32 protein-coding genes and 1 tRNA gene are annotated in these 24,639 nt (G+C 67.4%); 22 read left to right on the top strand and 11 right to left on the bottom strand.

Annotated elements, in window-relative coordinates:
* Window positions 1–234 precede the first annotated feature (234 nt).
* The 3 genes from ACIBHX_RS41885 (at window position 235) to ACIBHX_RS41875 (ending at window position 1,521) form a co-directional block, all read left to right on the top strand.
* On the top strand, window positions 235–537 hold the full coding sequence (locus tag ACIBHX_RS41885; RefSeq protein ID WP_397073232.1) for a hypothetical protein: 303 nt from the start codon (window positions 235–237) through the stop codon (window positions 535–537).
* A gap of 77 nt (window positions 538–614) precedes the next feature.
* Complete coding sequence (locus ACIBHX_RS41880) at window positions 615–986, top strand: tyrosine-type recombinase/integrase (protein ID WP_397073230.1); 372 nt, start codon at window positions 615–617, stop codon at window positions 984–986.
* Between the two features lie 250 nt (window positions 987–1,236).
* Window positions 1,237–1,521, top strand: coding sequence for a hypothetical protein (locus tag ACIBHX_RS41875; protein ID WP_397073228.1), 285 nt, complete (start codon window positions 1,237–1,239; stop codon window positions 1,519–1,521).
* A gap of 346 nt (window positions 1,522–1,867) precedes the next feature.
* Here ACIBHX_RS41875 and ACIBHX_RS41870 read toward each other — a convergent pair whose 3' ends face one another.
* The 3 genes from ACIBHX_RS41870 to ACIBHX_RS41860 form a co-directional block, all read right to left on the bottom strand.
* Window positions 1,868–2,281 carry a glutaredoxin domain-containing protein gene (locus ACIBHX_RS41870; protein ID WP_397073226.1) on the bottom strand — a complete coding sequence of 138 codons (414 nt, stop codon included), beginning with the start codon at window positions 2,279–2,281 and terminating at the stop codon, window positions 1,868–1,870.
* Between the two features lie 448 nt (window positions 2,282–2,729).
* Entirely contained in the window at window positions 2,730–2,975 is a 246-nt protein-coding gene (locus ACIBHX_RS41865) for a hypothetical protein (protein ID WP_397073224.1), read from the bottom strand.
* Entirely contained in the window at window positions 2,976–3,308 is a 333-nt protein-coding gene (locus ACIBHX_RS41860) for a DUF6247 family protein (RefSeq protein WP_397073222.1), read from the bottom strand.
* Between the two features lie 253 nt (window positions 3,309–3,561).
* Here ACIBHX_RS41860 and ACIBHX_RS41855 point away from each other — a divergent pair, with 253 nt between their 5' ends.
* The gene (locus ACIBHX_RS41855) at window positions 3,562–3,990 is read left to right on the top strand and encodes a DUF6086 family protein (RefSeq protein ID WP_397073221.1); all 429 of its coding nucleotides are present in this window, start codon (window positions 3,562–3,564) and stop codon (window positions 3,988–3,990) included.
* 56 nt (window positions 3,991–4,046) lie between these two features.
* On the opposite strand, the gene ACIBHX_RS41850 is transcribed toward ACIBHX_RS41855, so the two are convergent.
* Together ACIBHX_RS41850 and ACIBHX_RS41845 are read right to left on the bottom strand one after the other, a co-directional pair.
* Window positions 4,047–4,556 carry an Imm21 family immunity protein gene (locus tag ACIBHX_RS41850; protein ID WP_397073220.1) on the bottom strand — a complete coding sequence of 170 codons (510 nt, stop codon included), beginning with the start codon at window positions 4,554–4,556 and terminating at the stop codon, window positions 4,047–4,049.
* Window positions 4,557–4,963: 407 nt separating this feature from the next.
* Window positions 4,964–5,034, bottom strand: a tRNA-Gly gene (locus ACIBHX_RS41845).
* On the opposite strand from ACIBHX_RS41845, the gene dcd reads away from it, so the two are divergent.
* From dcd to ACIBHX_RS41830, 3 genes are all read left to right on the top strand, one after another.
* Complete coding sequence (gene dcd / locus ACIBHX_RS41840) at window positions 5,020–5,697, top strand: dCTP deaminase (RefSeq protein ID WP_397073218.1); 678 nt, start codon at window positions 5,020–5,022, stop codon at window positions 5,695–5,697. The genes ACIBHX_RS41845 and dcd overlap by 15 nt on opposite strands.
* Window positions 5,698–6,435: 738 nt before the next feature.
* The gene (locus ACIBHX_RS41835) at window positions 6,436–7,053 is read left to right on the top strand and encodes a DUF47 domain-containing protein (RefSeq protein ID WP_397073217.1); all 618 of its coding nucleotides are present in this window, start codon (window positions 6,436–6,438) and stop codon (window positions 7,051–7,053) included.
* Window positions 7,054–8,052 carry an anion permease gene (locus ACIBHX_RS41830; RefSeq protein ID WP_397073215.1) on the top strand — a complete coding sequence of 333 codons (999 nt, stop codon included), beginning with the start codon at window positions 7,054–7,056 and terminating at the stop codon, window positions 8,050–8,052.
* Here ACIBHX_RS41830 and mshD read toward each other — a convergent pair.
* Window positions 7,985–8,950, bottom strand: coding sequence for a mycothiol synthase (gene mshD, locus ACIBHX_RS41825; protein ID WP_397073213.1), 966 nt, complete (start codon window positions 8,948–8,950; stop codon window positions 7,985–7,987). The two genes, ACIBHX_RS41830 and mshD, sit on opposite strands and share 68 nt — an antisense overlap.
* A gap of 108 nt (window positions 8,951–9,058) precedes the next feature.
* On the opposite strand from mshD, the gene ACIBHX_RS41820 reads away from it, so the two are divergent.
* The gene (locus ACIBHX_RS41820) at window positions 9,059–10,840 is read left to right on the top strand and encodes a bifunctional metallophosphatase/5'-nucleotidase (RefSeq protein ID WP_397073211.1); all 1,782 of its coding nucleotides are present in this window, start codon (window positions 9,059–9,061) and stop codon (window positions 10,838–10,840) included.
* 41 nt (window positions 10,841–10,881) lie between these two features.
* Window positions 10,882–11,139, top strand: coding sequence for a hypothetical protein (locus ACIBHX_RS41815; protein WP_397073210.1), 258 nt, complete (start codon window positions 10,882–10,884; stop codon window positions 11,137–11,139).
* 68 nt (window positions 11,140–11,207) lie between these two features.
* Here the strand turns inward: ACIBHX_RS41815 and ACIBHX_RS41810 are convergent, their stop codons facing one another.
* A complete protein-coding gene (locus tag ACIBHX_RS41810; RefSeq protein ID WP_397073209.1) occupies window positions 11,208–11,897 on the bottom strand; it encodes a winged-helix domain-containing protein in 690 nt (229 codons plus the stop codon).
* Between the two features lie 232 nt (window positions 11,898–12,129).
* On the opposite strand from ACIBHX_RS41810, the gene ACIBHX_RS41805 reads away from it, so the two are divergent.
* The 11 genes from ACIBHX_RS41805 (at window position 12,130) to ACIBHX_RS41755 (ending at window position 18,113) form a co-directional block, all read left to right on the top strand.
* Window positions 12,130–12,381 carry a MoaD/ThiS family protein gene (locus tag ACIBHX_RS41805; RefSeq protein WP_397073208.1) on the top strand — a complete coding sequence of 84 codons (252 nt, stop codon included), beginning with the start codon at window positions 12,130–12,132 and terminating at the stop codon, window positions 12,379–12,381.
* A gap of 39 nt (window positions 12,382–12,420) precedes the next feature.
* Window positions 12,421–13,086 carry a DUF2993 domain-containing protein gene (locus ACIBHX_RS41800; RefSeq protein ID WP_397073207.1) on the top strand — a complete coding sequence of 222 codons (666 nt, stop codon included), beginning with the start codon at window positions 12,421–12,423 and terminating at the stop codon, window positions 13,084–13,086.
* Window positions 13,087–13,123: 37 nt separating this feature from the next.
* Entirely contained in the window at window positions 13,124–13,639 is a 516-nt protein-coding gene (locus ACIBHX_RS41795; protein WP_397073205.1) for a sigma-70 family RNA polymerase sigma factor, read from the top strand.
* A complete protein-coding gene (locus tag ACIBHX_RS41790; RefSeq protein ID WP_397073203.1) occupies window positions 13,636–14,388 on the top strand; it encodes a zf-HC2 domain-containing protein in 753 nt (250 codons plus the stop codon). The genes ACIBHX_RS41795 and ACIBHX_RS41790 overlap by 4 nt, the downstream gene beginning before the upstream one ends.
* A 118-nt stretch (window positions 14,389–14,506) precedes the next feature.
* A complete protein-coding gene (locus tag ACIBHX_RS41785; RefSeq protein WP_397073239.1) occupies window positions 14,507–14,833 on the top strand; it encodes a TlpA family protein disulfide reductase in 327 nt (108 codons plus the stop codon).
* A 48-nt stretch (window positions 14,834–14,881) separates the two neighbouring features.
* Window positions 14,882–14,965, top strand: coding sequence for a putative leader peptide (locus ACIBHX_RS41780; protein WP_372455768.1), 84 nt, complete (start codon window positions 14,882–14,884; stop codon window positions 14,963–14,965).
* A 57-nt stretch (window positions 14,966–15,022) separates the two neighbouring features.
* A complete protein-coding gene (locus ACIBHX_RS41775) occupies window positions 15,023–15,436 on the top strand; it encodes a DUF4395 domain-containing protein (protein ID WP_397073201.1) in 414 nt (137 codons plus the stop codon).
* Window positions 15,433–16,275, top strand: coding sequence for a sulfurtransferase (locus ACIBHX_RS41770; protein WP_397073199.1), 843 nt, complete (start codon window positions 15,433–15,435; stop codon window positions 16,273–16,275). The genes ACIBHX_RS41775 and ACIBHX_RS41770 overlap by 4 nt, the downstream gene beginning before the upstream one ends.
* Window positions 16,276–16,339: 64 nt before the next feature.
* Window positions 16,340–16,645 carry a DUF1416 domain-containing protein gene (locus ACIBHX_RS41765; protein WP_397073198.1) on the top strand — a complete coding sequence of 102 codons (306 nt, stop codon included), beginning with the start codon at window positions 16,340–16,342 and terminating at the stop codon, window positions 16,643–16,645.
* Window positions 16,646–16,824: 179 nt separating this feature from the next.
* Window positions 16,825–17,379 carry an RNA polymerase sigma factor gene (locus ACIBHX_RS41760; RefSeq protein WP_397073197.1) on the top strand — a complete coding sequence of 185 codons (555 nt, stop codon included), beginning with the start codon at window positions 16,825–16,827 and terminating at the stop codon, window positions 17,377–17,379.
* Window positions 17,376–18,113: a methylated-DNA--[protein]-cysteine S-methyltransferase gene (locus ACIBHX_RS41755; protein ID WP_397073195.1), complete on the top strand. Its 738-nt coding sequence runs from the start codon at window positions 17,376–17,378 to the stop codon at window positions 18,111–18,113. Before ACIBHX_RS41760 ends, ACIBHX_RS41755 begins: the two co-directional genes overlap by 4 nt.
* Here ACIBHX_RS41755 and ACIBHX_RS41750 read toward each other — a convergent pair.
* Window positions 18,101–18,658 carry a helix-turn-helix domain-containing protein gene (locus ACIBHX_RS41750; RefSeq protein WP_397073194.1) on the bottom strand — a complete coding sequence of 186 codons (558 nt, stop codon included), beginning with the start codon at window positions 18,656–18,658 and terminating at the stop codon, window positions 18,101–18,103. The two genes, ACIBHX_RS41755 and ACIBHX_RS41750, sit on opposite strands and share 13 nt — an antisense overlap.
* A gap of 139 nt (window positions 18,659–18,797) precedes the next feature.
* Here ACIBHX_RS41750 and ACIBHX_RS41745 point away from each other — a divergent pair, with 139 nt between their 5' ends.
* Entirely contained in the window at window positions 18,798–20,057 is a 1,260-nt protein-coding gene (locus tag ACIBHX_RS41745; protein ID WP_397073192.1) for a hypothetical protein, read from the top strand.
* Here ACIBHX_RS41745 and ACIBHX_RS41740 read toward each other — a convergent pair.
* From ACIBHX_RS41740 to ACIBHX_RS41730, 3 genes are read right to left on the bottom strand one after another with little or no spacing between them, the layout of a single operon-like run.
* The gene (locus tag ACIBHX_RS41740; RefSeq protein ID WP_397073191.1) at window positions 20,047–21,195 is read right to left on the bottom strand and encodes a hypothetical protein; all 1,149 of its coding nucleotides are present in this window, start codon (window positions 21,193–21,195) and stop codon (window positions 20,047–20,049) included. The two genes, ACIBHX_RS41745 and ACIBHX_RS41740, sit on opposite strands and share 11 nt — an antisense overlap.
* Window positions 21,196–21,199: 4 nt before the next feature.
* On the bottom strand, window positions 21,200–21,844 hold the full coding sequence (locus ACIBHX_RS41735; protein WP_397073189.1) for a hypothetical protein: 645 nt from the start codon (window positions 21,842–21,844) through the stop codon (window positions 21,200–21,202).
* The gene (locus ACIBHX_RS41730; protein ID WP_397073188.1) at window positions 21,841–22,503 is read right to left on the bottom strand and encodes a hypothetical protein; all 663 of its coding nucleotides are present in this window, start codon (window positions 22,501–22,503) and stop codon (window positions 21,841–21,843) included. Before ACIBHX_RS41730 ends, ACIBHX_RS41735 begins: the two co-directional genes overlap by 4 nt.
* Window positions 22,504–22,647: 144 nt before the next feature.
* On the opposite strand from ACIBHX_RS41730, the gene ACIBHX_RS41725 reads away from it, so the two are divergent.
* Window positions 22,648–24,582, top strand: coding sequence for a hypothetical protein (locus ACIBHX_RS41725; protein ID WP_397073186.1), 1,935 nt, complete (start codon window positions 22,648–22,650; stop codon window positions 24,580–24,582).
* The last annotated feature ends 57 nt before the right edge of the window (window positions 24,583–24,639 follow it).

Genomic DNA, 24,639 nt, shown 5'->3' with positions numbered 1-24,639 from the left:
GCACTCGAAGGATCACGCGATGGCCGTCTCCATTTCACGGCCGCCACGCTTGTGACCAGGTCAAACTCGTACACCACTCCCGTGGACGCAACCCAACACGGCACCCAAGACTCGCGATGGTCCTGGAGAAGTGATTCGGGCTCTGCACATACGCCTGACACCGGAGCGATGAGCGGGGTCGATCGTATGAGACAGTCGGGGCACTGTTATCTACACGCTTTCGAAGCGGGAGCTATGGCGGCAGAGTTTCAGCTCGGCGACTACATCCTGGTGCAGGACGGCAAGACCCTTGAAATCTTTCACCGGGGCCTGTCCGAGAGCAGCCGCTACCACGTGGCGTTTCTTGGGGTGGATGTCCAGCCGCACGGCGACGGGTTCAAGGTTCGGCTCGGCGCCAAGCGGGGCGATGACCAGGTCCTGGGCGGGGTGAGATTGAAGATGGACCAAGAGGAGTTCGCACGGTTTCGTGATTTCATCGCCTTGGCTATCGCGGCACGCGACCGGGTGAGCCCCCTGAACGAGTCCACCTCGCACTGAACCTGTCCAGGATTGATAGAGGCTTCGATCCATCCCGAGTTCGGAAGGGCCGGCCCCGCTCATGGTGCCGGAGGTGATTGCGTCCTACCTGGGCATTGCGAACGGGTACGTCTACTCGTAGATCGTTGCAGCTTCGAAAGCATGAGCAAGGTCCCACGGGTGCCAAGCTCAGGCGCGCGAAGTTCACCCGTGTCTGGGTGGCGGCGCTCAAGCGGGCCGAGCTCTCAGGCTTCCACTTCCATGACCTTCGTCACACCGGAAACGATCTCGCCACACGCTCTGGTGCGAGCCTTCGCGACCTGATGACTCGCATGGGTCACTCGACCACGAGGGCGGCGTTGATCTATCAGCACACCGCGATGGAGCGAGACCGGGCTATCGCTGACGCTCTGGGAAAGCTCGCGCAGGAGGCTCTGAAGGACCAAGATCCAGAGAGATCGGGCACGTAACGGGCACGGAAGATCGAACAGAGGGCCAGAAAGTTCAAGAACCAGGTCGGGAGGCATTCCCTGACCTGGCTTTTCGTTGTTGGGGCGGGTGACGGGAATCGAACCCGCGCTGTCAGCTTGGGAATTGTAGGGAACATGCCTTGTGGGGGCGCTGACCTGCGGCTGAGGCCGGTCGTGAGTGACCGTTGTTGACCCCTCGTTACCCTCCTTAATGGCACGCTAATGGCACAACGGAGGGCGGCTTGGCGGGATGGACGAGCGGGCGGCAGCCGAGCTCGCAGAGGAGTACCTGTCACGGTGGCGTCGTGTCGCGATCTATGACGAACTCGCGGTCATGGAGGAGAACGGTGATAAGGACTGGGCGAACGTCATAGGTGAGGACGGGAGCGGCTATAGGGTCCTGGCTTACGTGCTTCCCGAGGCTGATCGGACACTCCGGCTGGTCGTCGCAGTGAATGATCGGGCGCCCAGCGAAACAATTTCGCCGGTGACCCGCACGGCGGTCATGCGCCCCGATGGCACCTACGCGGAGTAAATGGCGAGCGGCGCACCCGCGCGCGGCTCCGCCACTGGGATTATCCCGTCCGCCGTCGACCCGCCTGAAGGGGAAGCGGGACAGGGCCTGGGGGTCAAGATGGAGTGCCCCACTGGACGAATGACCTTGACCCCCAGGAATGCTCGCCGCCGAGTCTGGCGCAGGCCTCAAGGATCTGATGGCTCGGATGGGACACGACAACGTAAGGGCCGCCATGATTTACCAGCACGCCGCACGGGGGCGGACAAGGCGATCACGGATGCGATCAACAAGCGGCTCCAGGCGCGGGACGTCGCCGACGAGATGCCCGCAGGGTGATCCGCAGAGCTACTGTCTCTAGGAGCAGTCAGGGCTGCGGCGGCTTCTTTCTGCCATCCTCGGCAGGCAGGAGCTGTGGCACGGATACTTTGACAGCGTCGATCAACTGCTGGAGCGATGGGTTCACCATAGCTTTGCCGGCCACGGTTACGGTCGGAACCGTTTCGTTCCCGTCTGCCACAGAACGGACGAATCGTGCCGCTTCCTGATCTTTCCATATGTTGATCTCGCGGTAGGCCAAGCTGGTGAAGCGCAGGCGGAAGCGGAGCCGCATGCAGAAGCGACAGCCGGGCCGCCAATAGAGAACCACACCTCCGTGATCGGCGTCCTTGAACAAACCGGCGTAGCCTCGACGAGGCAGATTGGTGATGAGCAGCCACAGCGTGTAGGCCGCAAGGAAAGAGATCGCTGCGATGGAGAGCACGGTAGAGATCGCCGACACATAAGGAACATATCTCTCAAGCCCTTGATCGCTGAACCTCGTGCTAGATGATCTACGGTGACCGCTGCGAGACCGAGAGGCGCGACGATCACTGCGTCCAACTGGATGACACCGCGCACGGACGAACATGGACACCGACGGATAGCGATGGACGGTCGCCACGGGCGAAGAGCGCGTTAGACCGCAGTAATGGCCCGCTAATGGCCCGTGAAGATCAATAACCCCAGAAAGCAATCAAGCCCGGGTCGAGAACCATCCTCTGACCTGGGCCTTTGCGTGTGGAGCGGGTGACGGGAATCGAACCCGCGCTGTCAGCTTGGGAACTCTTTCAAGATCATGGCTTCCGACCAGGGGAAATGCTGACCTGGGCATACACCTGTCGAGTGACCGTGAGTTACCGAGACGCCCCGCTGATCGCTGTGAGAACGGGCACGCAACGGGCACGAACCTATGGCCATTCGATGCGAACAAGGTAGACCTCGCGCTGCCGGTCCAGGACCACATAGGTGGCGAGACCACGTTCTCCGAACGGGTGCGTAAGCATGTTCGCCCTGGGGTTCTTGGAGTCGTACGGATCTCCACTCCAAGGAGCGGTCTCCAGCAGCGCAAACAGATCCGCGAGCGGATGCAGTGCGTGATCGGGTAGCGCGGCGATCTGCTCCTCGGCTACGGGATCGATGATGAGCTTGAACACCTAGACATCGATCCCACGAGCAGCAAGGATCTCCCGCCACGGCCTTCCCTGAGGAACGGGTTCGCCGGCCAGGGCCTGCTGGGCGCGGACGTGCATCTGACGGCGTCCCTCGGGATCCTTTGCGGTGTCACACGCGGAGATCCACCAGCGGTGCACGAAAGCGTTCAGCGCTCCAAGATCCAGGCTCACCCTGACCTCGTCGAGCACAGCCTTGAGCCCGGCATCGAAAGCCTTGCGATCTTCCGGGACGACCAGCGCGGCACGGATGGCCCGCAGGTTCTTCTCAGGCAGAGACGAGCCGACGGAGACGAAGTCCTGCGGTTGTGCGGTCATGCCCGCCCCTTCCTTGTCTTCTAGAGACTACCGAGGAAGGGCGACATCCTTCACGCACACTCCCAAGGTGCCTCCCAGGAAGCCTGATGGATCACCTGAGGTGCGAGACGCACAAGGCGAAGGCGGCCGAACTAGGATCCCTGATCGGCCGGTGCCACATGAACGTGGCCTCGTCTAATGACCGTCGGCAGGTCTGGATGGACGGCGTCTCTTGCGCCGAGGAACGTCGGACACGGCGGAACGCGAGGAGAACATGAGCCAGTATTTCCAGGTTGGCGATCAAGTCCTCTGGAACCCCTCGAACGGAGTCGCTGGCCTATTCATGCGATCGGCGGAGGCGCTTGCACCCGAGACGGGGTTGCCGACGGGACTCGGCCCCATGGAGAGCGACGAATGCGAGGTCGATCTGGCGGCCTTCGCGGTCTTCGTGAGTGCACTCATCGAGCGCTACGAGCGTTCGAACCATCCAATCCTGCATTCGCTCATGGAGGGCTTCATAGCGACGGCCCTCGTGCTCGTCGAGCGGGGCGGAGCAGAACTTCCCGTGCATGATGCGGGCGATGGCGGCTGGAGGGATGTGCAGGTGGGCAAGCATTCCGCAGGTCCGCAAGGTGATCAGGTACGTGATGTTGAGCGATGGGCGGCCCTTTCGGCGCAGCATGCTCGGGCAATGCCGCGCTGAGGTTCCTACGAGACCTGACCACATGGAAGAGCACAGGCGCGGAGTACGCTCAAAGCTCAGGTCGCCGACTGGAGTTGGACGAGGATCATCCAGTTGTCCTCGTCCTTTGTGTAGGTGGCTCGGACTCTGTATTGGCCGGGCGCGAGATCAATGATGAGTCGGTCGTCAGGTTCCAGCTCAGCACCGGGGATAGCGGAGTCGAAGAGCACGACTGCCTCCCCTACCTCCCAGTTCAGGTCTTCGTCATCGTCCCAAGCCGGCTCCGCTGCGAGGGCTCGCTTGGCTGCCGCGACCAGCTCAGCTTCGGAATAGGCGGCGGCCCAGCGCAGGAAGAGGCGTTCGGTCGGCAGATAAGTTGTCATGGCAGGTTCGTCGCCGAGAACAAGGGCCTGCTGTGCGCCTACGGTAACGAGACCGATGTAGCCGTCAATGGCACAGGCGCGGCCGTAGTCACCCCAGGTCTCTACGGGACCGTCGTTGTCGTCCACACCTGTCCAGGTGTTCAGCTCGGACTTGGGGACGGCGATCAGCGATCCTCCTGCGGTGCTGACCCAGGTATGCAGCACTGGTGCCCTCGCTTCACTGCCTGCTCGTTCGTGTGGGACAGACACGTTCGTCGGGCTGGTCATCAGGGTTCCGGGCGTTCGGACCCGTCCGCCTCAGCTCTTGATCATCCGCCCGGGTGGCTCCCAAGGTAGCAACCCGGTCTTACTTGCCATCGTCAATGGGCCTTCACCGCCATTCTGTCGTCCGTGTCACATGATGATCTGGTCCAGCGAATTCGACGACGGGCCTGGGACCCTGCGCACTCGAAAGCGCGCGATGATGACGACCAGGGCACGGCGGGCGCGCTGGTCCCGGCAGGGTGATCACGAGCTAATGGCCCGTTAATGGCCCGCGAGGATCGAACCAGTCCGGAAACAACCAAGGCCCGGGTCGGGATTCGCATCCCCACCTGGGCCTTCACTACGAGAGCGGGTGACGGGAATCGAACCCGCGCTGTCAGCTTGGGAAGCTGATGTTCTGCCATTGAACTACACCCGCGTTGCGGCCGAAGTCGCGACCACTACTGTAGCGGAAACTCCGGCCGCAGCAGCAAGTCCACCACGCGCACAAGGTAGGTTGCTCTGCGTGCTGCTATCCGATCGTGACATCCTCGCCGAGATCGACGCCGGACGGCTGGCTCTTGACCCCTTCGAGCGGGACATGATTCAGCCCTCCAGTATCGACCTCAGGCTTGACCGCTACTTCCGCGTGTTCGAGAACCACAGGTATCCGCACATCGATCCGTCGATCGAGCAGCCCGATCTGACGCGCATGGTGGAGCCCGACGGGGACGAGCCGTTCATCCTGCATCCGGGGGAGTTCGTGTTGGCCTCCACCTACGAGGTGGTGTCGTTGCCCGACGATCTGGCTTCCCGGTTGGAGGGTAAGAGCTCGCTGGGGCGGCTGGGGTTGCTGACGCATTCGACGGCGGGGTTCATCGATCCTGGGTTCTCCGGGCACGTGACGCTGGAGCTGTCCAATGTGGCGACGCTGCCCATCAAGCTGTGGCCGGGGATGAAGATCGGGCAGCTTTGCGTGTTCAGGCTGAGCTCGCCGGCCGAGCATCCCTACGGGTCTGAGAAGTACGGCTCGCGGTACCAGGGCCAGCGTGGGCCGACTCCATCGCGGTCCTTCCGCAACTTCCACCGGACGAAGGTCTGAGACGCGGAGGGCTGTAGCGCCGAGGTCCGAGACCGCAGAGCCTGCAGAACCAAGGTCCCAACCGGGTGAAGGCCGGACACGCCGACGCATGAGGCGCGTCGCCCGGCGACACATGGAGGGTCCGAGACTCGGCGCCTGATGGCACTCGAAGCTCCCGACACGCCGAGGTCTGAGGCCCGCGGGGGTCTGAGGCCTGCGGAGGCCTATGGCGCGCGGAGATGTCTGAGGCACGCCGAGGTCTGCGGCGCGTCGAGATGCCTGAGGCGTCGAGATGTCTGAGGCGCGCCGAGGCGTCTGAGGCACGCGGAGGCCCTAGGCCAGCGGAGGTCTGGGGCGCGCGGATCTCGGGCAGGCGGAGGTCTGGGGCCACGCGAAGGGTAACCCGGGCACGGCGCCCGACAACACGCGGGAGGGTCCCAGGCAGACGAAAGTCTGCGACACGCGGAGGCCTGGGAGACACGCGAAGGTCCGGCCGGGGCCACGCCGCCCGACAGCGCGCGGGCTCAGGCACGCGAAGACCCAGGAGACAGCGGCCCGGCGACGCGGCGAAGGACGCCCAAGGGCATGGGCGCGGGGGGTTCAATCTCCAAGGTCTAAAAAAGATCTCAAAGTACCGCACCCCCGGGTTCACAAAGCATGCGGAGGGTAGCCACAAGGAGAAGTTGACATGAAGTTCGCATTTCGCCTGGTAAGCCGTACCCTCTACCACGGACCATCCCCGCACATCTGGAGAACGACGTGCGCCTGCGTCTCACGCCACGTGAGGACAGCTACTACGACCTGTTCGCCGACTCCGCGAACAACCTGGTCACGGCATCCCGTCTGCTGGTAGAGATCATCAGTGACGGCTCGGACAGGGAAAACCTGGCCGAGAAGATGCGCGCCTGCGAGCATGCCGGCGACGAACGCACCCATGCGATCATGAACCGGCTCAACGAGAGCTTCATCACGCCGTTCGACCGAGAGGACATCTACCGGCTCGCCTCGAACCTGGACGACGTGATGGACGCCATGGAGGCCGCCTCCGACCTCATCGTCCTCTACCAGATCGACCACCTGCCCAAGGACGTGGTCAGGCAGGTCGAGGTGCTCGAGCGTGCCGCCGAGCTGACGGCCGAGGCGATGCCCCGGCTACGGTCGATGAAGAACCTCAACGAGTACTGGATCGAGGTCAACCGCCTGGAGAACCAGGGCGACCAGGTCTACCGCAGGCTGCTGGCCAAGCTCTTCAGCGGCGAGTACGACGCCCTCACGGTCATGAAGATGAAGGAGGTCGTGGACGCCCTCGAGGAGGCCGCGGACGCCTTCGAGCACGTGGCCAACACCGTCGAGTCGATCGCGGTCAAGGAAAGCTAAGTGGAACTCGCGCTCGTCATCGGTGTGGTCGTCATCGCCTTGGCCTTCGACTACACCAACGGCTTCCACGATGCCGCGAACGCCATCGCCACCTCGGTCTCGACCAGGGCACTGACCCCCAGGGCAGCCCTGTTCATGGCCGCCGCGATGAACTTCATCGGCGCCCACCTCGGCACCCAGGTCGCGCAGACCGTCGGCAAGGGCATCATCGAGGCCCCGGACGGCACGCACGGCTTGGTGGTCGTGGGCTCGGCGCTGATCGGCGCCATCGCCTGGAACCTGATCACCTGGTACTTCGGCCTGCCCTCCTCCTCCAGCCATGCCCTCATCGGCGGCCTGGTCGGCGCCGCGCTCGCCTCGGCCAGCGTGGTGCACTGGAACGGCGTCCTGGACAAGGTCGTCATCCCGATGGTGCTCTCGCCGCTGATCGGATTCACGCTCGCCGCGGCGATCATGATCGCAATTTATTGGATCTTTCGCAACGCGCAGCCGGGAAAGACCACCCGCGGCTTCCGCTACGCGCAGACCGTCTCGGCCGCCGCGATGGCGCTCGGGCACGGCCTGCAGGATGCGCAGAAGACGATGGGCGTGATCTTCCTGGCGCTCACCGTCGGCGGTTTCGTCGCCCCCACCGACGAGATCCCGCAGTGGGTCATCCTGGCCTCGGCCGGGGCGATCTCGCTCGGCACGTACGCCGGCGGCTGGCGCATCATGCGCACGCTGGGCCGCCGCATCATCGCCCTCGTCCCGCCGCAGGGCTTCGCCGCGGAATCCGCCGCGGCGACGGTGCTGTACGTCGCGGCCATCGGATTCGGGGCTCCCATCTCGACCACGCACACGATCACCTCGGCGATCATGGGTGTGGGCGCCACCAAGCGGCTGTCGGCCGTGCGGTGGGGGGTCGCGGGCAACATCGTGACCGCGTGGATCCTCACGATTCCCGCGGCTGCCCTGGTGGCCGCTCTGGTGTACTTCGGGATTCACTTGATCGTGGAGTAGCCGCGTACATCACGTCCACGTCCCACCGGCTGAAACCGAGCGACTCGTAGAGCCGGATCGCCGCCGTGTTGGCCTCGTCCACGTACAGCATCGCCTGGGCGAGGCCGCGCGAGCGCAGATGGGACAGCCCGACCAGCGTCAGCGCCTTGCCGAGCCCGGTTCCCTGGGCCGAGGGGTCGATGCCCACCACGTAGACCTCGCCCAGTGGCTCATGCCCGTGTGCCGAGGATCCGTGAATCTTCGTCCAGTGGAACCCGACGAGCCTTTCATCACGAAAAGCTAGGAAAAATCCGGCGGGATCGAACCACGACTCCCGCTCACGCCTAAGAAGATCATCGAGGGTCCAGGCGCCCTGCTCCGGATGGTGCGCGAAGGCCGCCGAGTTCACCTTCAGCCACGCCTCCTCGTCCTGCCCGGGCACGAACGTGCGCAGCCGTACCTCCTCAGGGAGCCGAGAGGGCTCCAGAGGCGCGAAGAGCGAGCGCCGCATCTGCCACAGCGACCGGACCCGCGCCAGCCCCAGCGACGCCGCGAGGGCCCCGGCCCCGGGATGATCGCCGTGGGCCCACAGCCGGAGCCGCCCTTCCGTCAGGTGGAGGACCTCGGTCAGCAGCCGCTTGCCGTACCCCTGACCGCGGAAACCGGGGTGGATGACCAGCTCGCCGCTGGGGCCCTCGACCTCGTCGGTGGGGTCGACGTGGGCGTATCCCACCAAACGATCACCGGCATGGACGAGCACCGAACGTGCCCTGGGGTCGCCGCCGTACCGCAGGTGGAGCATCACGTGCTCGTTGAGCGGTCTGACGCCGTCGGCCTCGGTGGCCGCCTCGACGACACTGAGCACGTCGGCGATTTCCTGTTCATCGAGCCGTTGCCGGGTCTCCACGCGCGCTGTCACAAGGCGAACTCTAGGCGTATCACTGGCAAAAAACGCCATGACAGAGTCCGGCGAATCGTTACCTTTGCGACATTGGCTGCAAAGCTTTCGGGCTTAGCGTCATGGTCCATGACGTCACGTACCCTCCTCCGGCTAGCCATGGCCGGAGCGGTCGTCGCGGGCTCCCTGGCGGCCTTAACGCTCCCGGCGCAAGCCGGTAACGCCCCGAAGACGGTGCCCGTGCGCCTCCTCGCGCTGAACGACTTCCACGGCAACCTCGAACCGCCGACCGGTTCGTCCGGCCGGATGATCGACGAGAACGGCAACACCGTCAGCGCCGGCGGCGCGGTCTACGTGGCCGCGCACATGAAGGCGCTGAGGGACGCCAACACGATCGAGGTGGCCCAGGGCGACCTCATCGGCGCCTCGCCGCTGATCTCCGCCGCCTACCACGATGAGCCCTCCGTCGACTTCCTCGGCAGGATCGGCGTGCAGGTCTCCGCGGTCGGCAACCACGAGTTCGACGAGGGCTACGCCGAGCTGCGCCGGATCATGTTCGGCGGCTGCCACCCGGTCGACGGCTGCTCGCCCGCGGGCCCGTGGAAGGGCGCCAAGTACGACTACGTCGGGGCGAACGTGCTGTTCAAGAACCCCAGCGAGAAGACGGACGCGTTCGCGAACCTCAGCGAATCCCCGCAGGTCAAGCAGCTGCTGTCGGACTGGGGCGTGCCCGCGCTGCCTCCGGTCAGCATCAAGTGGATGAACGGCGTGCCGATCGGCTTCATCGGCCTGGTCACCCAGACCACGCCGAACATCGTCACCGCGGACGGCATCAAGGACCTGAAGTTCGTCGACGAGGTCAAGGCGGCCAACGTCGCCTCGAAGATCCTCAAGCTGTTCGGGGTCAAGGCGCAGGTCGTGCTCGTGCACGAGGGCGACCAGGTCACCGCCGGCCAGTCGCCCGACGCCTGCAGCGCCATCCCCGGCCCGGGCAACCGCATCGCCACCCAGGTCGACCCCGAGATCGACATCGTGCTCAGCGGCCACTCGCACCAGGCCTACCTGTGCAAGGTCAAGGACCCAGCCGGCCAGGACCGCCTCTACTCGCAGGGCGGCTCGTTCGGCCGCGTCATCACCCAGGTGGACCTGCAGGTCGACACGAAGACCCGGGACATCGTCAGGAGCTCGGTCGTGGCTGACAACCACATCGTCACCCGCGACGTCACCCCGGATCCCGATATTTCGGACTTCATGAAGTTCTGGACGGACAAGGTGTCCGGGGTCGCCAACAAGCCCGTCGGCAAGATCGCCGCGGACATCACCAACGTCGGCACCGCCACCGGCGAGTCCCCGCTCGGCGACCTGATCGCCGACGGCCAGCTCGCCGCCACCAAGACCGGCGGCAACGCGCAGATCGCGCTGATGAACCCCGGCGGCGTGCGCGCCCCGCTGACCTACGCGGAATCGCCCGCGAAGGAGGGCGACGGCGTGGTCACCTACGGCGAGGCCTTCACCGTCCAGCCGTTCAACAACCTCATGCAGGCCGTCACGCTCACGGGCGCGCAGCTCAAGACCGTGCTCGAGCAGCAGTTCCCGGGTGGTCCCAACAACCAGCCGTTCGCCAAGATCCTGCAGCCCTCGGCGAACCTCTCCTACACCTACAGCAGGAGCGCCGCCTGGGGCTCCAAGATCTCCGCCATCAAGATCGACGGCGTGCCCGTGACGGACACCCAGTCGATCCGCGTCGCGGCCAACAACTTCCTGGTCGGCGGGGGAGACGCCTTCGCCGGCTTCAAGGACGGCACCGACATCTGGAGCGGCCCGCTGGACATCGACGCGTTCGTGGCCTACCTCGGCCAGAACAACCCGATCGCCCCGCCGGCCACCACGCGCATCACCGCCGTCGACTGACGCCCGGTGCGTCTCGGCTTGCCGTACCGGGGTTTCTCGGCTTGCCGTACATGCTCATCCTGTACGGCAAGCCACCCCACCCGCCCCCCGCCGTAGACAGCACAGGTCCCGCTGTCGGCGACACGCAAGGGCGGGGTGGGCGCCCGCCGTCACGGTCACAGGACCCGGGAGGGTCCGAGCATGACCAGGCGCCGGACTACCCGATGCAGCTCGTGGTCAACATCTACGAGTTCCCACGCGGGGAGCGGCTCGCGCGGGCGTATTCGAAGCGGTTCACGATCGACTACATCCGCGGCTAGAGGACCTCGCGCAGCTTGGCCGCGAATCCCGTGGAATGGGTGACGACCCGCCGTACCGGAAGGGATTCCTAGACGTGTGTGTCCGTGCGGTCGGGGACGAAGCGGTAGCCCACGTTGCGCACGGTGCCGATCAGTGACTCGTACTCGGTGCCGAGCTTGGCGCGCAGGCGGCGCACGTGCACGTCGACCGTGCGGGTGCCGCCGAAGTAGTCGTAGCCCCAGACCTCCTGCAGCAGCTGCGCCCGGGTGAAGACGCGCCCGGGGTGCTGAGCCAGGTACTTCAGCAGCTCGAACTCCTTGAACGTCAGGTCGAGCACGCGGCCGCGCAGGCGGGCGGTGTAGGTGGCCTCGTCGATCGACAGGTCGCCGCTGCGGATCTCGTCGGGCACGTCCTCACCGGCGGCCTGCAGGATACGGCCGGTCGACATGCGCAGGCGGGCCTCGACCTCGGCCGGGCCCGCGCTGTCGAGCAGGACGTCGTCCACGCCCCACTCGGCCGACATCGCGGCCAGGCCGCCCTCGGTGACGATCACGAGCAGCGGGCAGTCGATGCCGGTCGTGCGGATCAGCCGGCACAGGCTCTTGGCATGGACCAACTCCTTGCGGGCGTCGACCAGCACCGCGTCGGCCGGGCCCGCGTCGAGCAGCACGGAGGCCTCCGCGGGCGCGACGCGGATGGAGTGGAGGAGCAGGCCGAGCGCCGGCAGCACCTCGGCGGACGGCTCGAGGGCGTTGGTCAGCAGGAGCAGGTTGCTCACAGGCACTCCTTCGTCGCGCCTGTGAGCACGCTCACAGTGTTCAACGGCTCACTCGCAAGCTCGCTCACGGTGCCTCCTCAAACACGCAAGGACCCGGGGGCTACGTCGCCCAGGTCCCGTAGGTGAGGATATCCCAGGTGAATGTGGCGGCCATTGTGCGTCCACCAGGTGAACACGAATCATCGGTGTTAACGCTGCCGCACAATGGATGAGTAGCGATTGTGAGGTGCCCATGGCCACCGGAAATGTGCGTTACTGGGCCGCGGCCAAGGAGGCCGCGGGTGTTGCCGAGGAGACGTTCGAGGCGACAAATCTTGACGAACTCATGACGAAAATCACAGAGAATCGCGCCGAGCTGGCCCTGGTCGTGAAGCGTTCTTCGTTCCTCGTGAACGGCTCGCCGGTCGGCAGGCGGGCACATCGCGACGTGGTCCTGGAGGACGGTGCGACCGTGGAGGTGCTTCCGCCCTTCGCCGGTGGGTAGTCGGTAGGCTCAAGATCCCCGGCCCAGACAGGGAGCCCGATGCGCAAGCTGATCATTTTCCTGATCGTGCTGGCAGTCCTCCTGGTCGCCGTCGACCGCGTGGCGGTCGCGGGTGTGCAGCGCGACCTGGCGAACCGGATTGCGGCGGCCACCGACCTGAGCGGTACCCCTACGGTGACAATAGAAGGCATCCCTTTTCTGACCCAGGCCATCTCCGGGCACTATCCAGAGGTACGGTTCAATCTCGGCACCCTTACGTACGGGGGAGTGCCGGTGCGAAATCTGCAGGGGGCGGCCTACGACGTGACCGCCCCGCTGACCGATGTGCTCCAGAACAAGCCCAACATCCGGGCCGGGCGTGTGGCCGTTCGCGGGACCCTCACCAGGGAGACGATCGACAAGTACGCTCCCCAAGGGGTGAAGATCACCGGAAACGGGCAACATCTGGTGGCCTCGGGTGAGGTGACCGTGGGGGTCCAGAAGGTGAGGTTCACCGCGGAGATGCGAGTCGAGGTGGCCGATGGCGGCATCAAGCTGCGGGCCGAGAAGATCGAGGGCGTGCCCGACGCGCTCGCGCAGTTCGTCGGATACACGATCCCGTTCAAGGGGAAGTTGCCGTTCGACGTGAAGATCACCGGCGTTCGCAACGTGGCCGACGGACTCGAGTTCTCGGCCGAGGCGACGGACGTGCCGCTCCGTGGATGAGTTTGAACCGCTCAGGCCGGATTTCCGTCTTGAGGGTGTGAGTCCAGCTGCTGGCACCGCCGACGAGGAGCTCGTGCGCACACTTTTCGACGAGCACGCTGGGCCGCTGTATGGCTACGTTTTGCGACTCACCGGTGATTCGGGGCGAGCGGAGGATGTCGTACAGGAAACACTGCTGCGTGCGTGGCGGCATCCTGACGCTCTCTCCGGCCGCCCGATCCGCGCCTGGCTGTTCACCGTCGCCCGCAACCTCGTCGTCGACCAGCACCGTGCCCGCAAGGCACGGCCGCAGGAAACTAGTGACGAGGCGCTCGCGGTGATCCCGGCGGAGGACGACCTGGAGCGGGCCGTCGAGTCGTGGGCCGTGGCCGAGGCACTGGCCGCGCTGCGGCCCGAGCACCGCGAGGTGCTCATGGAGGTCTACTACCGGGGGCGATCGGTGAAGGAGGCTTCGGCGACGCTGGGTATCCCACCCGGCACCGTCAAGTCACGCACCTACTACGCACTGCGGGCGCTCAAGCTCGCCCTCGAGGAACGGGGGTTGGCGCCATGACATGCGAGGAGGTCCGGCTCTCGCTGGGCGCCCACGCGCTGGGCGCGCTGGAGGCCGACGAGGCGCTGGAAATCGACCTGCACCTGGCGACCTGCGAGGTGTGCGGTGCGGAGCTGATGGAGCTGGCGGGCGTCACCGCCTTCCTCGGCAAGGTTTCCGAGCGCGACATCGATCTGGTGTCCAGTCCGCCCAAGCAGGTGCTCGACCGCCTGCTGAACGCGCGGGCCAAGCGCACCAGGCGCAGCCGCGTGCTGCTCGCCGTGGCGGCCTCGGCCGCCGCCATCGCGGTCGGCGGCACCACCTGGAGCGTCGTCCAGCACGACAACCCGGCACAGACCGCGGGCACCAGCGCTCAGGCGCCGCAGGATCGCGCGGCGTCCACGCCTGGCCCGTTCGACGCCAAGGTCGCGCCCCCACAGGCCAAGAGCGAGGCGACGACGCCGGGGCGCGCCTTCACCGCGGAGAACGAGGACTCCGGCTACTACGCCACCGTCGTGGCCTTCCCGGAGAGGCAGGGCACCACGCTCAACGTGTCGGTCGCGGGCATCCCGCCGGGCACCACCTGCCGCTTGGTGGTCTACGGCAAGAACGGCCAGCGCGACACCACCGAGCCGTGGACCGTCAACCGCCAGACCTACACCGACAAGACGGTCTTCCGCCGCGATACACCGATCCCGATGGACTCCATCAAGCGCTTCGCGGTCGTCGACGCGGCAGGCCACGCTCTGGTGAAGATCGAGCGGACCTGACGGGAAGAATCCCGGTGCGCAGCCGGTTGCACCGGTGATGACCGGGTTGTGGGTAGTCCTGGCGACGCTGGCGCTGGGCACGCTGATCGGGGTGGTACGGCTGCGCCGCGACGGGACCATGCGCGCTTCCACGCGAGGCGACCTGACCGCCGACGACCTCGGTGCGCCCCTGGGCGAGCGGGCGACGCTGGTCCAGTTCTCCACCGCCTTCTGCCAGCCGTGCCGCGCAACCAGGCGCATCCTGGCCGAGGTGACCGACATGGTGCAGGGCGTGGCGCACGTCGAGATCGACGCGGAATCCCGCCTCGACCTGGTACGACGGCTCGACATCCTGAGGACGCCAACCGTGCTCGTCCTGGACAGGTCCGGAAATGTCGTGAAGAAGGCGTCAGGTCTGCCCAGGAAGGCCGATGTCATCGCGGCTCTGGGCGAAGCCGTCTCATGAGACGGACCAGATGTGACAGATCGCGAGACGACGAGTAGTCTCATCCGCATGTACCCATCGACAGAGCTGCTGACGAAGCGGCGCGCGGTTGATTTCTGCCGCGTCGCTACCGCGCTCTGTCGCGCTGCCTGAGGACGGTCTCGCGGATTTTGATCCGCACCAAACCCGACCCTTCAGGAGCATCCCACGATGCGTGCCGACCCTAGAGCGCTGCGCTTTTCCGCGGCCATCACGACTGTGGTCCTCGCTCTCGTCCTGGTGACAGGGAGCGGCTGGCTGCTCACCGCCCAGGCGGTGGTGTTCGCGCTCGGGGTGGCGAACCGCTCGCCGTACGGAATGCTCTTCAAGGCGCTCGTCAAGAGCGCGCCCAAGGAAACCGAGGACGCCCGCCCGCCGCGCTTCGCGCAGGGAGTCGGGCTGGTCTTCGCGATCGCGGGGCTGGTCGGATATTTCGCAGAGATCACGCCGCTGGCCCTGGTGGCCACGGCCGCGGCTCTCCTCGCCGCCTTCCTCAACGCAGCCTTCGGATTCTGCCTTGGCTGCGAAATGTATCTGCTTGTTCGCCGTCTACTGCCCGCCGCCAAAATGGAGGTTTCCCAATGAGCCGCTCCGCCGTCCTGGTGGATGCCGACTGGGTCGAGTCCAACCTGGACACCCCGGGTGTCGTCGTCGTCGAGGTCGACGAGGACACCAGCGCCTACGACAAGGGCCACATCCGTGGCGCCGTGAAGATCGACTGGAAGCAGGACCTGCAGGACCCGGTCCGCCGCGACTTCGTGGACAAGACCGGATTCGAGACGCTGCTTTCCGAGCGCGGCATCTCCAACGACGACACCGTGGTTCTCTACGGCGGCAACAACAACTGGTTCGCCTCCTACGCCTACTGGTACTTCAAGCTCTACGGCCACCAGAACGTCAAGCTGCTCGACGGCGGCCGCAAGAAGTGGGAGCTCGACTCCCGCGAGCTGGTCCGCGACGTGCCGCAGCGCGCCAAGACGTCCTACGCCGCGCAGGACCAGGACGCCGCGATCCGCGCCTTCCGCGACGACGTGGTCGCCGCGATCGGCAAGCTCAACCTGGTGGACGTGCGCTCGCCCGACGAGTTCACCGGCAAGCTGCTCGCGCCCGCCCACCTGCCGCAGGAGCAGGCGCAGCGCGCGGGCCACGTGCCCACCGCCCGCAACATCCCGTGGTCCAAGGCCGCCAACGACGACGGAACGTTCAAGTCCGACGACGACCTGCGCACGCTCTACGGCGAGGCGGGCGTCGACTTCGCCAAGGACACCATCGCCTACTGCCGCATCGGCGAGCGCTCCGCGCACACGTGGTTCGTGCTGCACGAGCTGCTCGACCAGGGCAACGTCAAGAACTACGACGGTTCATGGACCGAATACGGCTCGCTCGTGGGCGTGCCGATCGAGCTTGGGGAGGCACGGCCGTGACTGAGCGAAGCGAAGGAACAATCAGACGCGGCACCTCGGTCGTTGGACCGACGAAGGAGGGACAATGACCAGCACCGCTCAGGGTTGCGGAGCTCCGGAGCAGACCATCGCGCTGCCCGCCGGGATCGACCTGTCGACGCAGGCCGTCATCCAGGGCGTCGTGACCGGCGCGGGCACCGCCTACGCCCGGCTGCTCGACCACTCCGGTGAGTTCACCGGCGAAGTCGTGGTGTCCGACGAGGGCATCTTCCGCTTCTTCGCCGCTCCCGGTGACTGGACCGTCCGCATCATCGCCGGCGGCGGCATCACCCGCGACGTGCACGTCTCCGCCAAGCTGGGCGAGGTGTCCAGCCTCGCGGTGGCGGTGTGAGTAGTTTCTAGAGGAGGGCCCGCTCCGTGCGGGCCCTTTTCTTTTTGTACGGCAAGCCACCCCACCGGCCGCCCGCCGCACTCCGGCTGAGGGCCCGCGACCGGCGCTCGCGGCGAGTCGGTGCGACTCACCCGTCGCAACGGCGCAACGAATCCGGATGACGTGGTGTTCTATCCAGCGTGAGTGAGAACGACGAGCCCGTCAGGAAGGCGCTGCTCGAGGACCTGGACACGGGCTTCGGGGAGCTCTACGGCGCTTACCGGGGCCTGGTCTTCTCGACCGCGTTGCGGTTGAGCGGGCGATGGGCCGACGCTGAGGACCTCACGGCGGAGGCGTTCCTGCGGGCCTTCAAGGCGTTGGCCGGCTACGAGCCCGACCGGATCGCCGCGCTGCAGCCGCGGGCCTGGCTGATGACGATCCTGATGAACATCTGGCGCAACTGTGCCAGGGCCAAGTCCCGCAGGCCGCCCACCGACCTGGTGGACGACCCGGTGGAGACCGTCGACCCGCGCGAGGGCGTCGAGGAGACGGCCGCCCGCCACGAGACCGGCGACGAGCTGGCCGAACTGCTCGGGCAGCTGCCGGAGGAACAGCGGGCCGCCGTCGTGCTCAGGCACGTGGTAGACCTGCCGGTGAGCGAGATCGCCATGGTGCTCAAGATCCCGCAGGGCACCGTCAAGTCGCATGTTTCGCGGGGATTGCACCGACTGCGCGCGCTCGGAGGTGTCCGATGACCAGGGACCCACTACTGACAGGGCTGGCGGCGCTGGCAACAGATGCGCCCGACGGCCTGCTCGACCGGATCGCGGCCCGCTGGGTCTCAGTGCCGAGCCCGATCGGGGAGCTCAACGTGGCCTTCACCGACCAGGGCATCGCCTACGTCAGGCAGGGCCCGTTCCGCGAGGACTTCAGGAAGAGGTTCGGCCGCCCGCTGCTGCCCGCCGAGAAGCCGCCCGCCGGGCTGGTGACGGCGCTGCGCACCGGCAGGCGCGCGGGGCTGCGGGTGGACCTGCGCGGCGCCGGAGACTTCCAGCGGGACGTGCTCACCGCCACCGCCGCCATCCCGCGGGGCGAGGTCCGCCCGTACTCCTGGATCGCCGAGCGCATCGGCCGGCCCAAGGCCGTCAGGGCGGTCGGTACGGCGCTGGCCACCAACCCGGTGCCGCTGCTGGTGCCGTGTCACCGGGTGATCCGCTCCGACGCGGCCACCGGCGAGTACGTCTTCGGTCCCGAGGCCAAGCAGGAACTGCTGCGAGCCGAGGGCGCCGACCTGGACGGCCTGCGCGAGCTCGCCGGGCAGCACGTCTTCTACCTGGCCTCCGACACCACGGGCGTGGTCTGCTTCCCGACCTGCCACAACGCCCGGCGGATCACGCCCAGGCACCGCCACGGGTTCCGCAGCCTGGCACAGGCGAGGGAGGCCGGCTACCGGCCGTGCCGTACCTGCAAGCCGGCTCAGGTCGGATAGCGGATCAGCAGCGTGGCCTGCACCGCGTCGGGTCCGAGCGAGCGGTAGGCGTGCGGCACGTCCGACACCCACGACAGGTGCTCGCCCGGTCCGGCGGTCCTCTGCTCGCCGATCGGGCCGGCCTCGAGTCTGCCGCTGAAGATCGTGATGTGCTCGCTCACGCCCGCGTGGTGCGCGGGCGAGCTCTGCGAGGTCCCCGGCGGCGCGTGCAGCCGGTAGAGCTCGTAGGTGACGTGCTCGTCCTGGAACACCTCGAGCAGCGTGGCCTCGATCGCGGTGCCGCGCATCACCTGCGGCTCGGGCGGCGGGTCGAGTATCGCCCCGATCGGCACACCGAGCTGCGCGGTGATCGCCCACAGGGTCTCCAGCGTGGGGTTGCGCTGCCCGGTCTCCAGGCCCGACAGCGTCGCCTTGCCCACACCTGCCCGCCGCGCGAGCTCCGACAGCGAAACCCCGCGCGCCTCACGCAGCCGCCGTATCCGCTGCCCCACGATCCGCGGATCGACATCCAGCGCCGGAGTCTCCATCTCTCCATCGTCTCGCATTCTCCTGTGGGTAGGGCATGCCGTACGAGATGGGGAGTTGCGGCTGCGGCATGTGGGACAGACCGATACGATTCGACAGATGTCCGGTTCGTCAGGCGTAATGGCGCCACCCCGTCCTGGGCCTGCGCCGGCTCAGAAGGTGCCGTCGCCGTTCTCGCTTCCCCTGCACGCGCTCCGTCTCGCGGGCAGATGCCTGCTGCCCTTGGTGCTGTGGTTCTCCGCGGGGCAGCTGACCCGCTGGGGCCTGCTCTACCTGATGTCCGAGACGTCCCACGGCAGCGTGCGGCAGCTGCGCCTGGTCGGGACGAACCTGCTGATGACGCTCATCGTCATGGTCACGATGACGATGATCACCGGCATGTTCCTGTCGTTGCGCAAGGCGCTGACGGAAACCCGGGCACGGCGCGCCGACGGCACCCAGGACGAGCGGTTCTGGGGCTCGATGAACCGGGTGGCCCCGGCCTTCGCGCTCATCTACCTGGCGTGGGAGCTGTACCTGGGGGACTACCGGGACTTCCTCCAGATGGACTACTTCCACAACCTGGACGACAACTTCTACGTGACGATCCTGAACAACGTCGCGCACGGCACCAAGGAGGAGGCCACCCTCGGGCGCGGCATGATCGACCTGGACTGGCGCATCTCCGCCGTGGCCATGGTGGTCGTGTTCGGGCTCCGCTTCCTGTTCGAGAAGATGGTCGAGCGGGGGTCGGGCAAGTACTCGGGGCTGGCGCTGGCCTACTCCGAGTTCGCGTTCATGTTCTGCGGCCTGAGCGCCGTCTTCACCTTCACCAAGGCGCGCTCCGACTGGGCCTCCCACCGGGCCGTCGTGGAGGGCACCAACGACCTGTGGGCCAAGGCCAAGGACAGCGTGCCCGGCTGGGAAGCCTTCTGGGGCTTCGTCCACGACGTCTGGCCGTACGTCATCGACGCCGTGGCCGTGCCGCTGACCTGGCTGGCCATCGCGGTGCTGGTCTTCGGCGGCTCGGTGGACGACACCCGCAAGGCGCTGACCGGCACGAAGGCCGTGCGCGGCGTGGACAGGCTGGAGGAGAGCCACGCCATCACGCAGAAGGCGGTCGACCGGGTCATCGGCGGGTTCCAGGAGCGCTGGGTGCCGGCGGTGAACGCCCTGCGCATCACGATCAAGGGTGGCGCCGTCGCGTTCGGCGTGATGTGCGTGCTCTACGTCGGGCTGCACGTGGGCGCCGACTACCTCGACCGCGGGGTCAGGACGCTGATCGGGTCCGACGTGCCCTACATGTGGCTGGTGGTCAGCTGGCCGGTGAAGTTCGTCAAGGACATGCTGCTGACGATCCTCACCTACGCGGTGCTGGCCGCGACCTTCGACATCGCGGCCACCCGGGCCAGGGCCAGGGGCGAGGACATCACCGCCTGAAGACCAGCACGTCCTTGCGCTTGTTCTTCTCCTCGTCCTCCGGCTTGACCTCCAGCAGCTTGTCCACCGGGGTGTCGTTGCGGTAGGTGGTGTCGGGCCGGAGATGGACCTCGACCTGGGCGGCCACGTCCTTGGGCACGGCGGCCTGCATGACGTAGCTGAACTCCTGGCCCACCGGGTTCTTCTCCGGCGGCACGTTGTCCTCCAGGTTGTCGGCCTTCCAGGTGCGTCCCTTGGCGTCCTCCAGTGACACCTCGGGGCGGCCGGTCAGCACCGAGCCGTCGGCGTCCGTCGCCGACCTGATGATCGTGAGCTTCAGGAACTGCTTCGTGTCCGGCATGACGTTCGCCGTCCCCGGCACAGGGGTGGTCGGCTCCACGTTCACCTTCCACGACACGTGCTCGAACGCGAACGCCTGGCCCGCCTGCACGACGTGCTCGATGTCGTCGGGCTGGCCGCCCTTGTAGAACAGGTACCGGTCGAACGTCGGCACGCCCACGGCGGCCACGAACGCCGCGACCGCGGCCACGCCGAGCAGGACCGTGCGCGACCGCCGCGGCTTTTCCTGCTGCTGCGGTACGGCAGGCTGCGGTATGGCGGGCTGCGGTATGGCAGGCGGCGGCGTGACCGGAGGCGTGGGCGGCGTCGGCGGCGTGGTCGGGAGCGGGCCCGCGCTGGGCACCGCCGGGATCGGCTGCGTCGAGGTGATCGCGGGCTCGGGACGGGCGGGTGGCCATACCTGCTGGTCCGGCCGGACCGGTGGCTTGGCCCGTCGGCCTTGCGGGTAATCGGGCGCCTGCCCGTAGCCGGGCTGCCCGGCGCGGGGTTGCGGCTCGTAAGGGGGCTGGCCTGCCTGGGGCGGTCGGCCCTGGCCCTGGTAAGGGGGCGCCGGCCGGCCACCGTACGGGATGGTGTCCTCGAAAGGCGAGGGGCCCTGCTGCTGGGCGTCACGCGCCTGCCTGCGCTGGGAGCGGCGGGCGCGCGGCCGGCGAGGGAGCGACCGCGGCGCGCCCTGACCGGGCTGCGGAGCCTGACCGGGTGGCGGGGTTTGGTCGGGTGGCGGAGTCTGGCCGGCGGGCGGCTCGGGCTGGCCGGGCGGCGGCGCGAACCAGTCGCGGTTCGGATCGTTGGAGGTCATGGCCCTATTTCTTCTCGCCCAGGGCGTAGACCTCCGCGGGCGCGGAGGCGAGCCGCTTGGCAGTCGCGTCGTCGATGCCCAGTTCCACCTGGGCCTCCGGCATGAGGGGCTCGCCGTACAGTGCGCTGCCCTGCGCGCCGATCACCGCCTTGGCGCCGGCGAGCGCGTCCACGGGCACCTCGAAGACGAATACGCCGGGCGTCCACCAGCCCGGCTGGATGGCGCTGCCGGCGATCGTGTCGCTCTTCTGCACCTTGTCGGTGGCCTGGAAGCGGCGCCCGTCGGCGGCCAGCAGGTCGGGCGTGCCCAGCGTGAGCGGCTTCTTGGGCACCGTGGCCTGCAGTTCGATCACCAGGAAGATCTGGTCGGTCGGCACGCTCTTGCCGAACGAGCGCAGCTGCTTGGCCGAGGAGACGCCGGTGACCTTCACGGAGAAGCGGCCGGCGTCGATCTCCTGGCCCTTGGCCCCGGAGTACGTCAGCGGCTGCCCCATGTCGCCGGCCGAGAGGGCGAGGGTCTGCAGCGCCACGGCGCCCCCGGCGAGCACCAGCCCGACCAGGGCGTTGAGCACGATCGTGCCCGCGCTCCTGCTCCTGGCCTGGCGGTGGCCGCCCCCGGGGGCCACGACCCGCTGCTCCACGGCCGTCATGAGGCGACCCCCTGCTTGACGGGCAGCGTCACGGTGGCGGCGACGGTGTCGGAGGCCTTCTCGTCCTGGAAGCCGGCCTCGGAGGCGAGCATCCAGCTCGTCGTGCCGTCGACCGCGCTCTCGTTGTCCTCGAACGTGCCGACCTCCAGCGACACCTCCGTGGGCGGCTTGACGCCCGGGCCCAGCTCGTAGCGGAAGATCACGGTGGACGGGACGCCCGGCTGCAGGATCGAGCTGGTCGCGCCCCTGGACTGGACGAAGGTGAGGGGCCCGAACTGGGACTTGATCACCGGGGTCATCTTCAGCACCGACTGGCCGAAGCCGCCGCCGCCTCCGGTCGAGGAGCGGGGAGAGCCCACGTAGGCGGCATCGTCGGTCTTGTTCGTCACCTTGAAGACCAGGTCGAGGAAGCGCTTGTCCTTGGTGAACTCGTTTTCCGCCTTCTTCTCCGAGTACCTGGACTCCACGAACTGCGTCTCGAACTGCCCCTGGTCGAGCGTCTGCCCGGCACCGAGCTTGGGTGGCGCTGGGTCGGGCCTATCGTCAAAACCGCCGAGGAGGGCGGTGATGCCGAGTCCGGTGGCGGCCACCAGGGCAACTGCGGGCACCACTACCGGGCGTCTGGGCTTGGTGCTGCTGCCGCCGGAGGGTTCCGTCATGGATAAGGATGGTAGTAGGTCACGGTTACACCATCTGCCGCATTCGTCCCATCGGGCTGGGCGAATTGCCGAGAACCCTGCCGCTGCAGGGATTGAGCTCATACGCTGTCACGTACTAATGACATATGGCGGCCGGAGGGTCACGTGGCGGACGTGCATCCCGAGCATGCTCAGCTCCAGGCTGACCGCATCTACCTGGGCTGGCAGTACATCCTGCTGCATCCCGATCCGGGGCCTCCGCCGAAGCGGCCCTCGCCGGTCGAGGAGAGCGAGCCGTCGCCCGCCGAGCCCGATCCCGAGCTGGTGCGCCGCGAGCGTCTGCAGGAGGACCTGCTCAACCGCCCGGTCCGCATATTCCGCTGGTTCATGGTGATCCTCACCGCGATCATCCTCGGCGCCGCCGTGGCCGGATACCTCAACTGGTCCTTCGCCCTCATCGGCCTGGTCGCCGCCGGCGGCGTGGCGGGCATCTGCAGCTACGCGCTCCTGCAGGGCGACAGGGCGGTCAAGTACCGGGTGCACGAGCAGCAGGCCAGGGACGACCGGCAGCGCCAGGAACGTGACAAGGAGCTGTTCCACGCCCAGGAGGAGCACGCCCAGCGCTACCGCGAGTGGCAGGAACTCAAGGACCGCCACGACCGCCAGCTCACCTGGTACGCGGTGGCAGTCCCCGACGAGATCGACAGGATCGACGTCGCGGGCGGCACGCTGCCCGGCTGGTCGGCGCTGATCACGCTGCTCGGCGCCACCCGCCTCTACACCGGCGGCCACCTGACCGTGCTCGACCTGTCGGAGGGGGCGGTCGCCAAGGACCTCATCGAGCTGGCAGGCCGCGGCGGCGACGAGCCGCTGGTCTGGGTGCTCCCCGTCGACCTGCCCAAGCTGGACCTGGGCGCCACGCTCAAGCCCGAGGCCTTCGCCGACGTGCTCGCGCACGTCGTCAGCGTCAGCGAGGAGAGCCGCACCACCCGCGACCTGAGCTTCGACAACGCGATCCTGGAGCGGGTGCTGGAGGTACTGGGCGAGAACGCCACGATCAACCAGGTCACCGCCGCCCTCCGCGCGCTGGCCCAGGTCGGCGACCCCCGCGACGACCTGCGCTTCGGGCTGATCACCGCGACCCAGCTCGAACGGATCGGCACGCTGTTCGGCCGCGGTGTGAGCGACCGGGTGGTCATCGAGCGGGCCTGGGCGCTGGAGTCACAGCTGCGCAAGCTGGAGACGCTCGGCACCCAGGCGGTACGGCTGCCGCCGGCCAGGCTCCGCGTGGTCAGCATGGACCGTCAGGCGGGTGTGTTCGGCAACCGGGTGCTCGGCACCTACGTGGCCACCGCGCTCACGCACATCCTGCGCCAGTCGCCCGCCTCCGACCGGCCCTGGTACCACACGATCATCGTGGCCGGGGCGGACAAGCTCCGCGGCGACGTGCTCGACCGGCTGATGGACGCCTGCGAGACCTCCAGGACCGGCCTCGTCCTGACCTACCGCTCGCTCACCCCGGCCGTGCGGGAGCGGCTGGGCAGGGGACACGCCGCGGTGGCGTTCATGCGCCTGGGCAACGCCGAGGACGCCCGGGTGGCCAGCGAGCACGTGGGCACCGAGCACCGGCTCGAGCTGGCCCAGCTCACCGAGACGATCAGCGCCTCCATCGCCGGGCTCGACGGCGGCTACACCTCCACGATCTCCCAGGTGGAGGACGCCACGGAGGAGCGCGGCGACAGCCGTACCGATCTGGCGGAGGACATCACCGAGTCGACCGAGTGGGGCAGGACCGCCACCAAGATGGGCGAGACGGAGCGGGTGCTGCAGCGCTCGCGCGAGTTCCTGGTCGAGCCGCACCAGCTCCAGCAGTTGCCCACCACCTCCGTGATCGTCACCGACGCCACGGCCGAGGGCCGGCGGGTACGGCTGGCCGACGCCAACCCGGCCATCCTCACCTTCCCCAGGACCACCCTCGGCGAGCTGGACGAGGTGCGCGACGCGGTGCTCGCGCTGACCGGTTCGCCAGGCGACGAGGAAGAGCCGCCGCCCAACCTGGGACCACCCCCGCCGCGCCTCGACTGGCGCAAGGACAGGTAATGACCTCGTCAATGTCAAGGTGACGGGCTGACGATCGGCGGGACTTTACTGAAGAAC

Origin of the sequence: Nonomuraea sp. NPDC050536 (genome assembly GCF_044457685.1) — a bacterium.
GTDB lineage: Bacteria > Actinomycetota > Actinomycetes > Streptosporangiales > Streptosporangiaceae > Nonomuraea.
Note: the sequence above shows the minus strand (reverse complement) of the source record. Positions and strands in the feature narration are given on the sequence as shown.

Coding starts and splice junctions, on each gene's coding strand:
- ACIBHX_RS41885 (WP_397073232.1), top strand. CDS start 235: ATGGCGGCAGAGTTTCAGCTCGGCGACTACATCCTGGTGCAGGACGGC.
- ACIBHX_RS41875 (WP_397073228.1), top strand. CDS start 1,237: ATGGACGAGCGGGCGGCAGCCGAGCTCGCAGAGGAGTACCTGTCACGG.
- ACIBHX_RS41860 (WP_397073222.1), bottom strand. CDS start 3,308: ATGACCGCACAACCGCAGGACTTCGTCTCCGTCGGCTCGTCTCTGCCT.
- ACIBHX_RS41855 (WP_397073221.1), top strand. CDS start 3,562: ATGAGCCAGTATTTCCAGGTTGGCGATCAAGTCCTCTGGAACCCCTCG.
- ACIBHX_RS41820 (WP_397073211.1), top strand. CDS start 9,059: ATGACGTCACGTACCCTCCTCCGGCTAGCCATGGCCGGAGCGGTCGTC.
- ACIBHX_RS41805 (WP_397073208.1), top strand. CDS start 12,130: ATGGCCACCGGAAATGTGCGTTACTGGGCCGCGGCCAAGGAGGCCGCG.
- ACIBHX_RS41800 (WP_397073207.1), top strand. CDS start 12,421: ATGCGCAAGCTGATCATTTTCCTGATCGTGCTGGCAGTCCTCCTGGTC.
- ACIBHX_RS41790 (WP_397073203.1), top strand. CDS start 13,636: ATGACATGCGAGGAGGTCCGGCTCTCGCTGGGCGCCCACGCGCTGGGC.
- ACIBHX_RS41785 (WP_397073239.1), top strand. CDS start 14,507: ATGCGCGCTTCCACGCGAGGCGACCTGACCGCCGACGACCTCGGTGCG.
- ACIBHX_RS41780 (WP_372455768.1), top strand. CDS start 14,882: ATGTACCCATCGACAGAGCTGCTGACGAAGCGGCGCGCGGTTGATTTC.
- ACIBHX_RS41775 (WP_397073201.1), top strand. CDS start 15,023: ATGCGTGCCGACCCTAGAGCGCTGCGCTTTTCCGCGGCCATCACGACT.
- ACIBHX_RS41770 (WP_397073199.1), top strand. CDS start 15,433: ATGAGCCGCTCCGCCGTCCTGGTGGATGCCGACTGGGTCGAGTCCAAC.
- ACIBHX_RS41765 (WP_397073198.1), top strand. CDS start 16,340: ATGACCAGCACCGCTCAGGGTTGCGGAGCTCCGGAGCAGACCATCGCG.
- ACIBHX_RS41755 (WP_397073195.1), top strand. CDS start 17,376: ATGACCAGGGACCCACTACTGACAGGGCTGGCGGCGCTGGCAACAGAT.
- ACIBHX_RS41750 (WP_397073194.1), bottom strand. CDS start 18,658: ATGCGAGACGATGGAGAGATGGAGACTCCGGCGCTGGATGTCGATCCG.
- ACIBHX_RS41740 (WP_397073191.1), bottom strand. CDS start 21,195: ATGACCTCCAACGATCCGAACCGCGACTGGTTCGCGCCGCCGCCCGGC.
- ACIBHX_RS41735 (WP_397073189.1), bottom strand. CDS start 21,844: ATGACGGCCGTGGAGCAGCGGGTCGTGGCCCCCGGGGGCGGCCACCGC.
- ACIBHX_RS41730 (WP_397073188.1), bottom strand. CDS start 22,503: ATGACGGAACCCTCCGGCGGCAGCAGCACCAAGCCCAGACGCCCGGTA.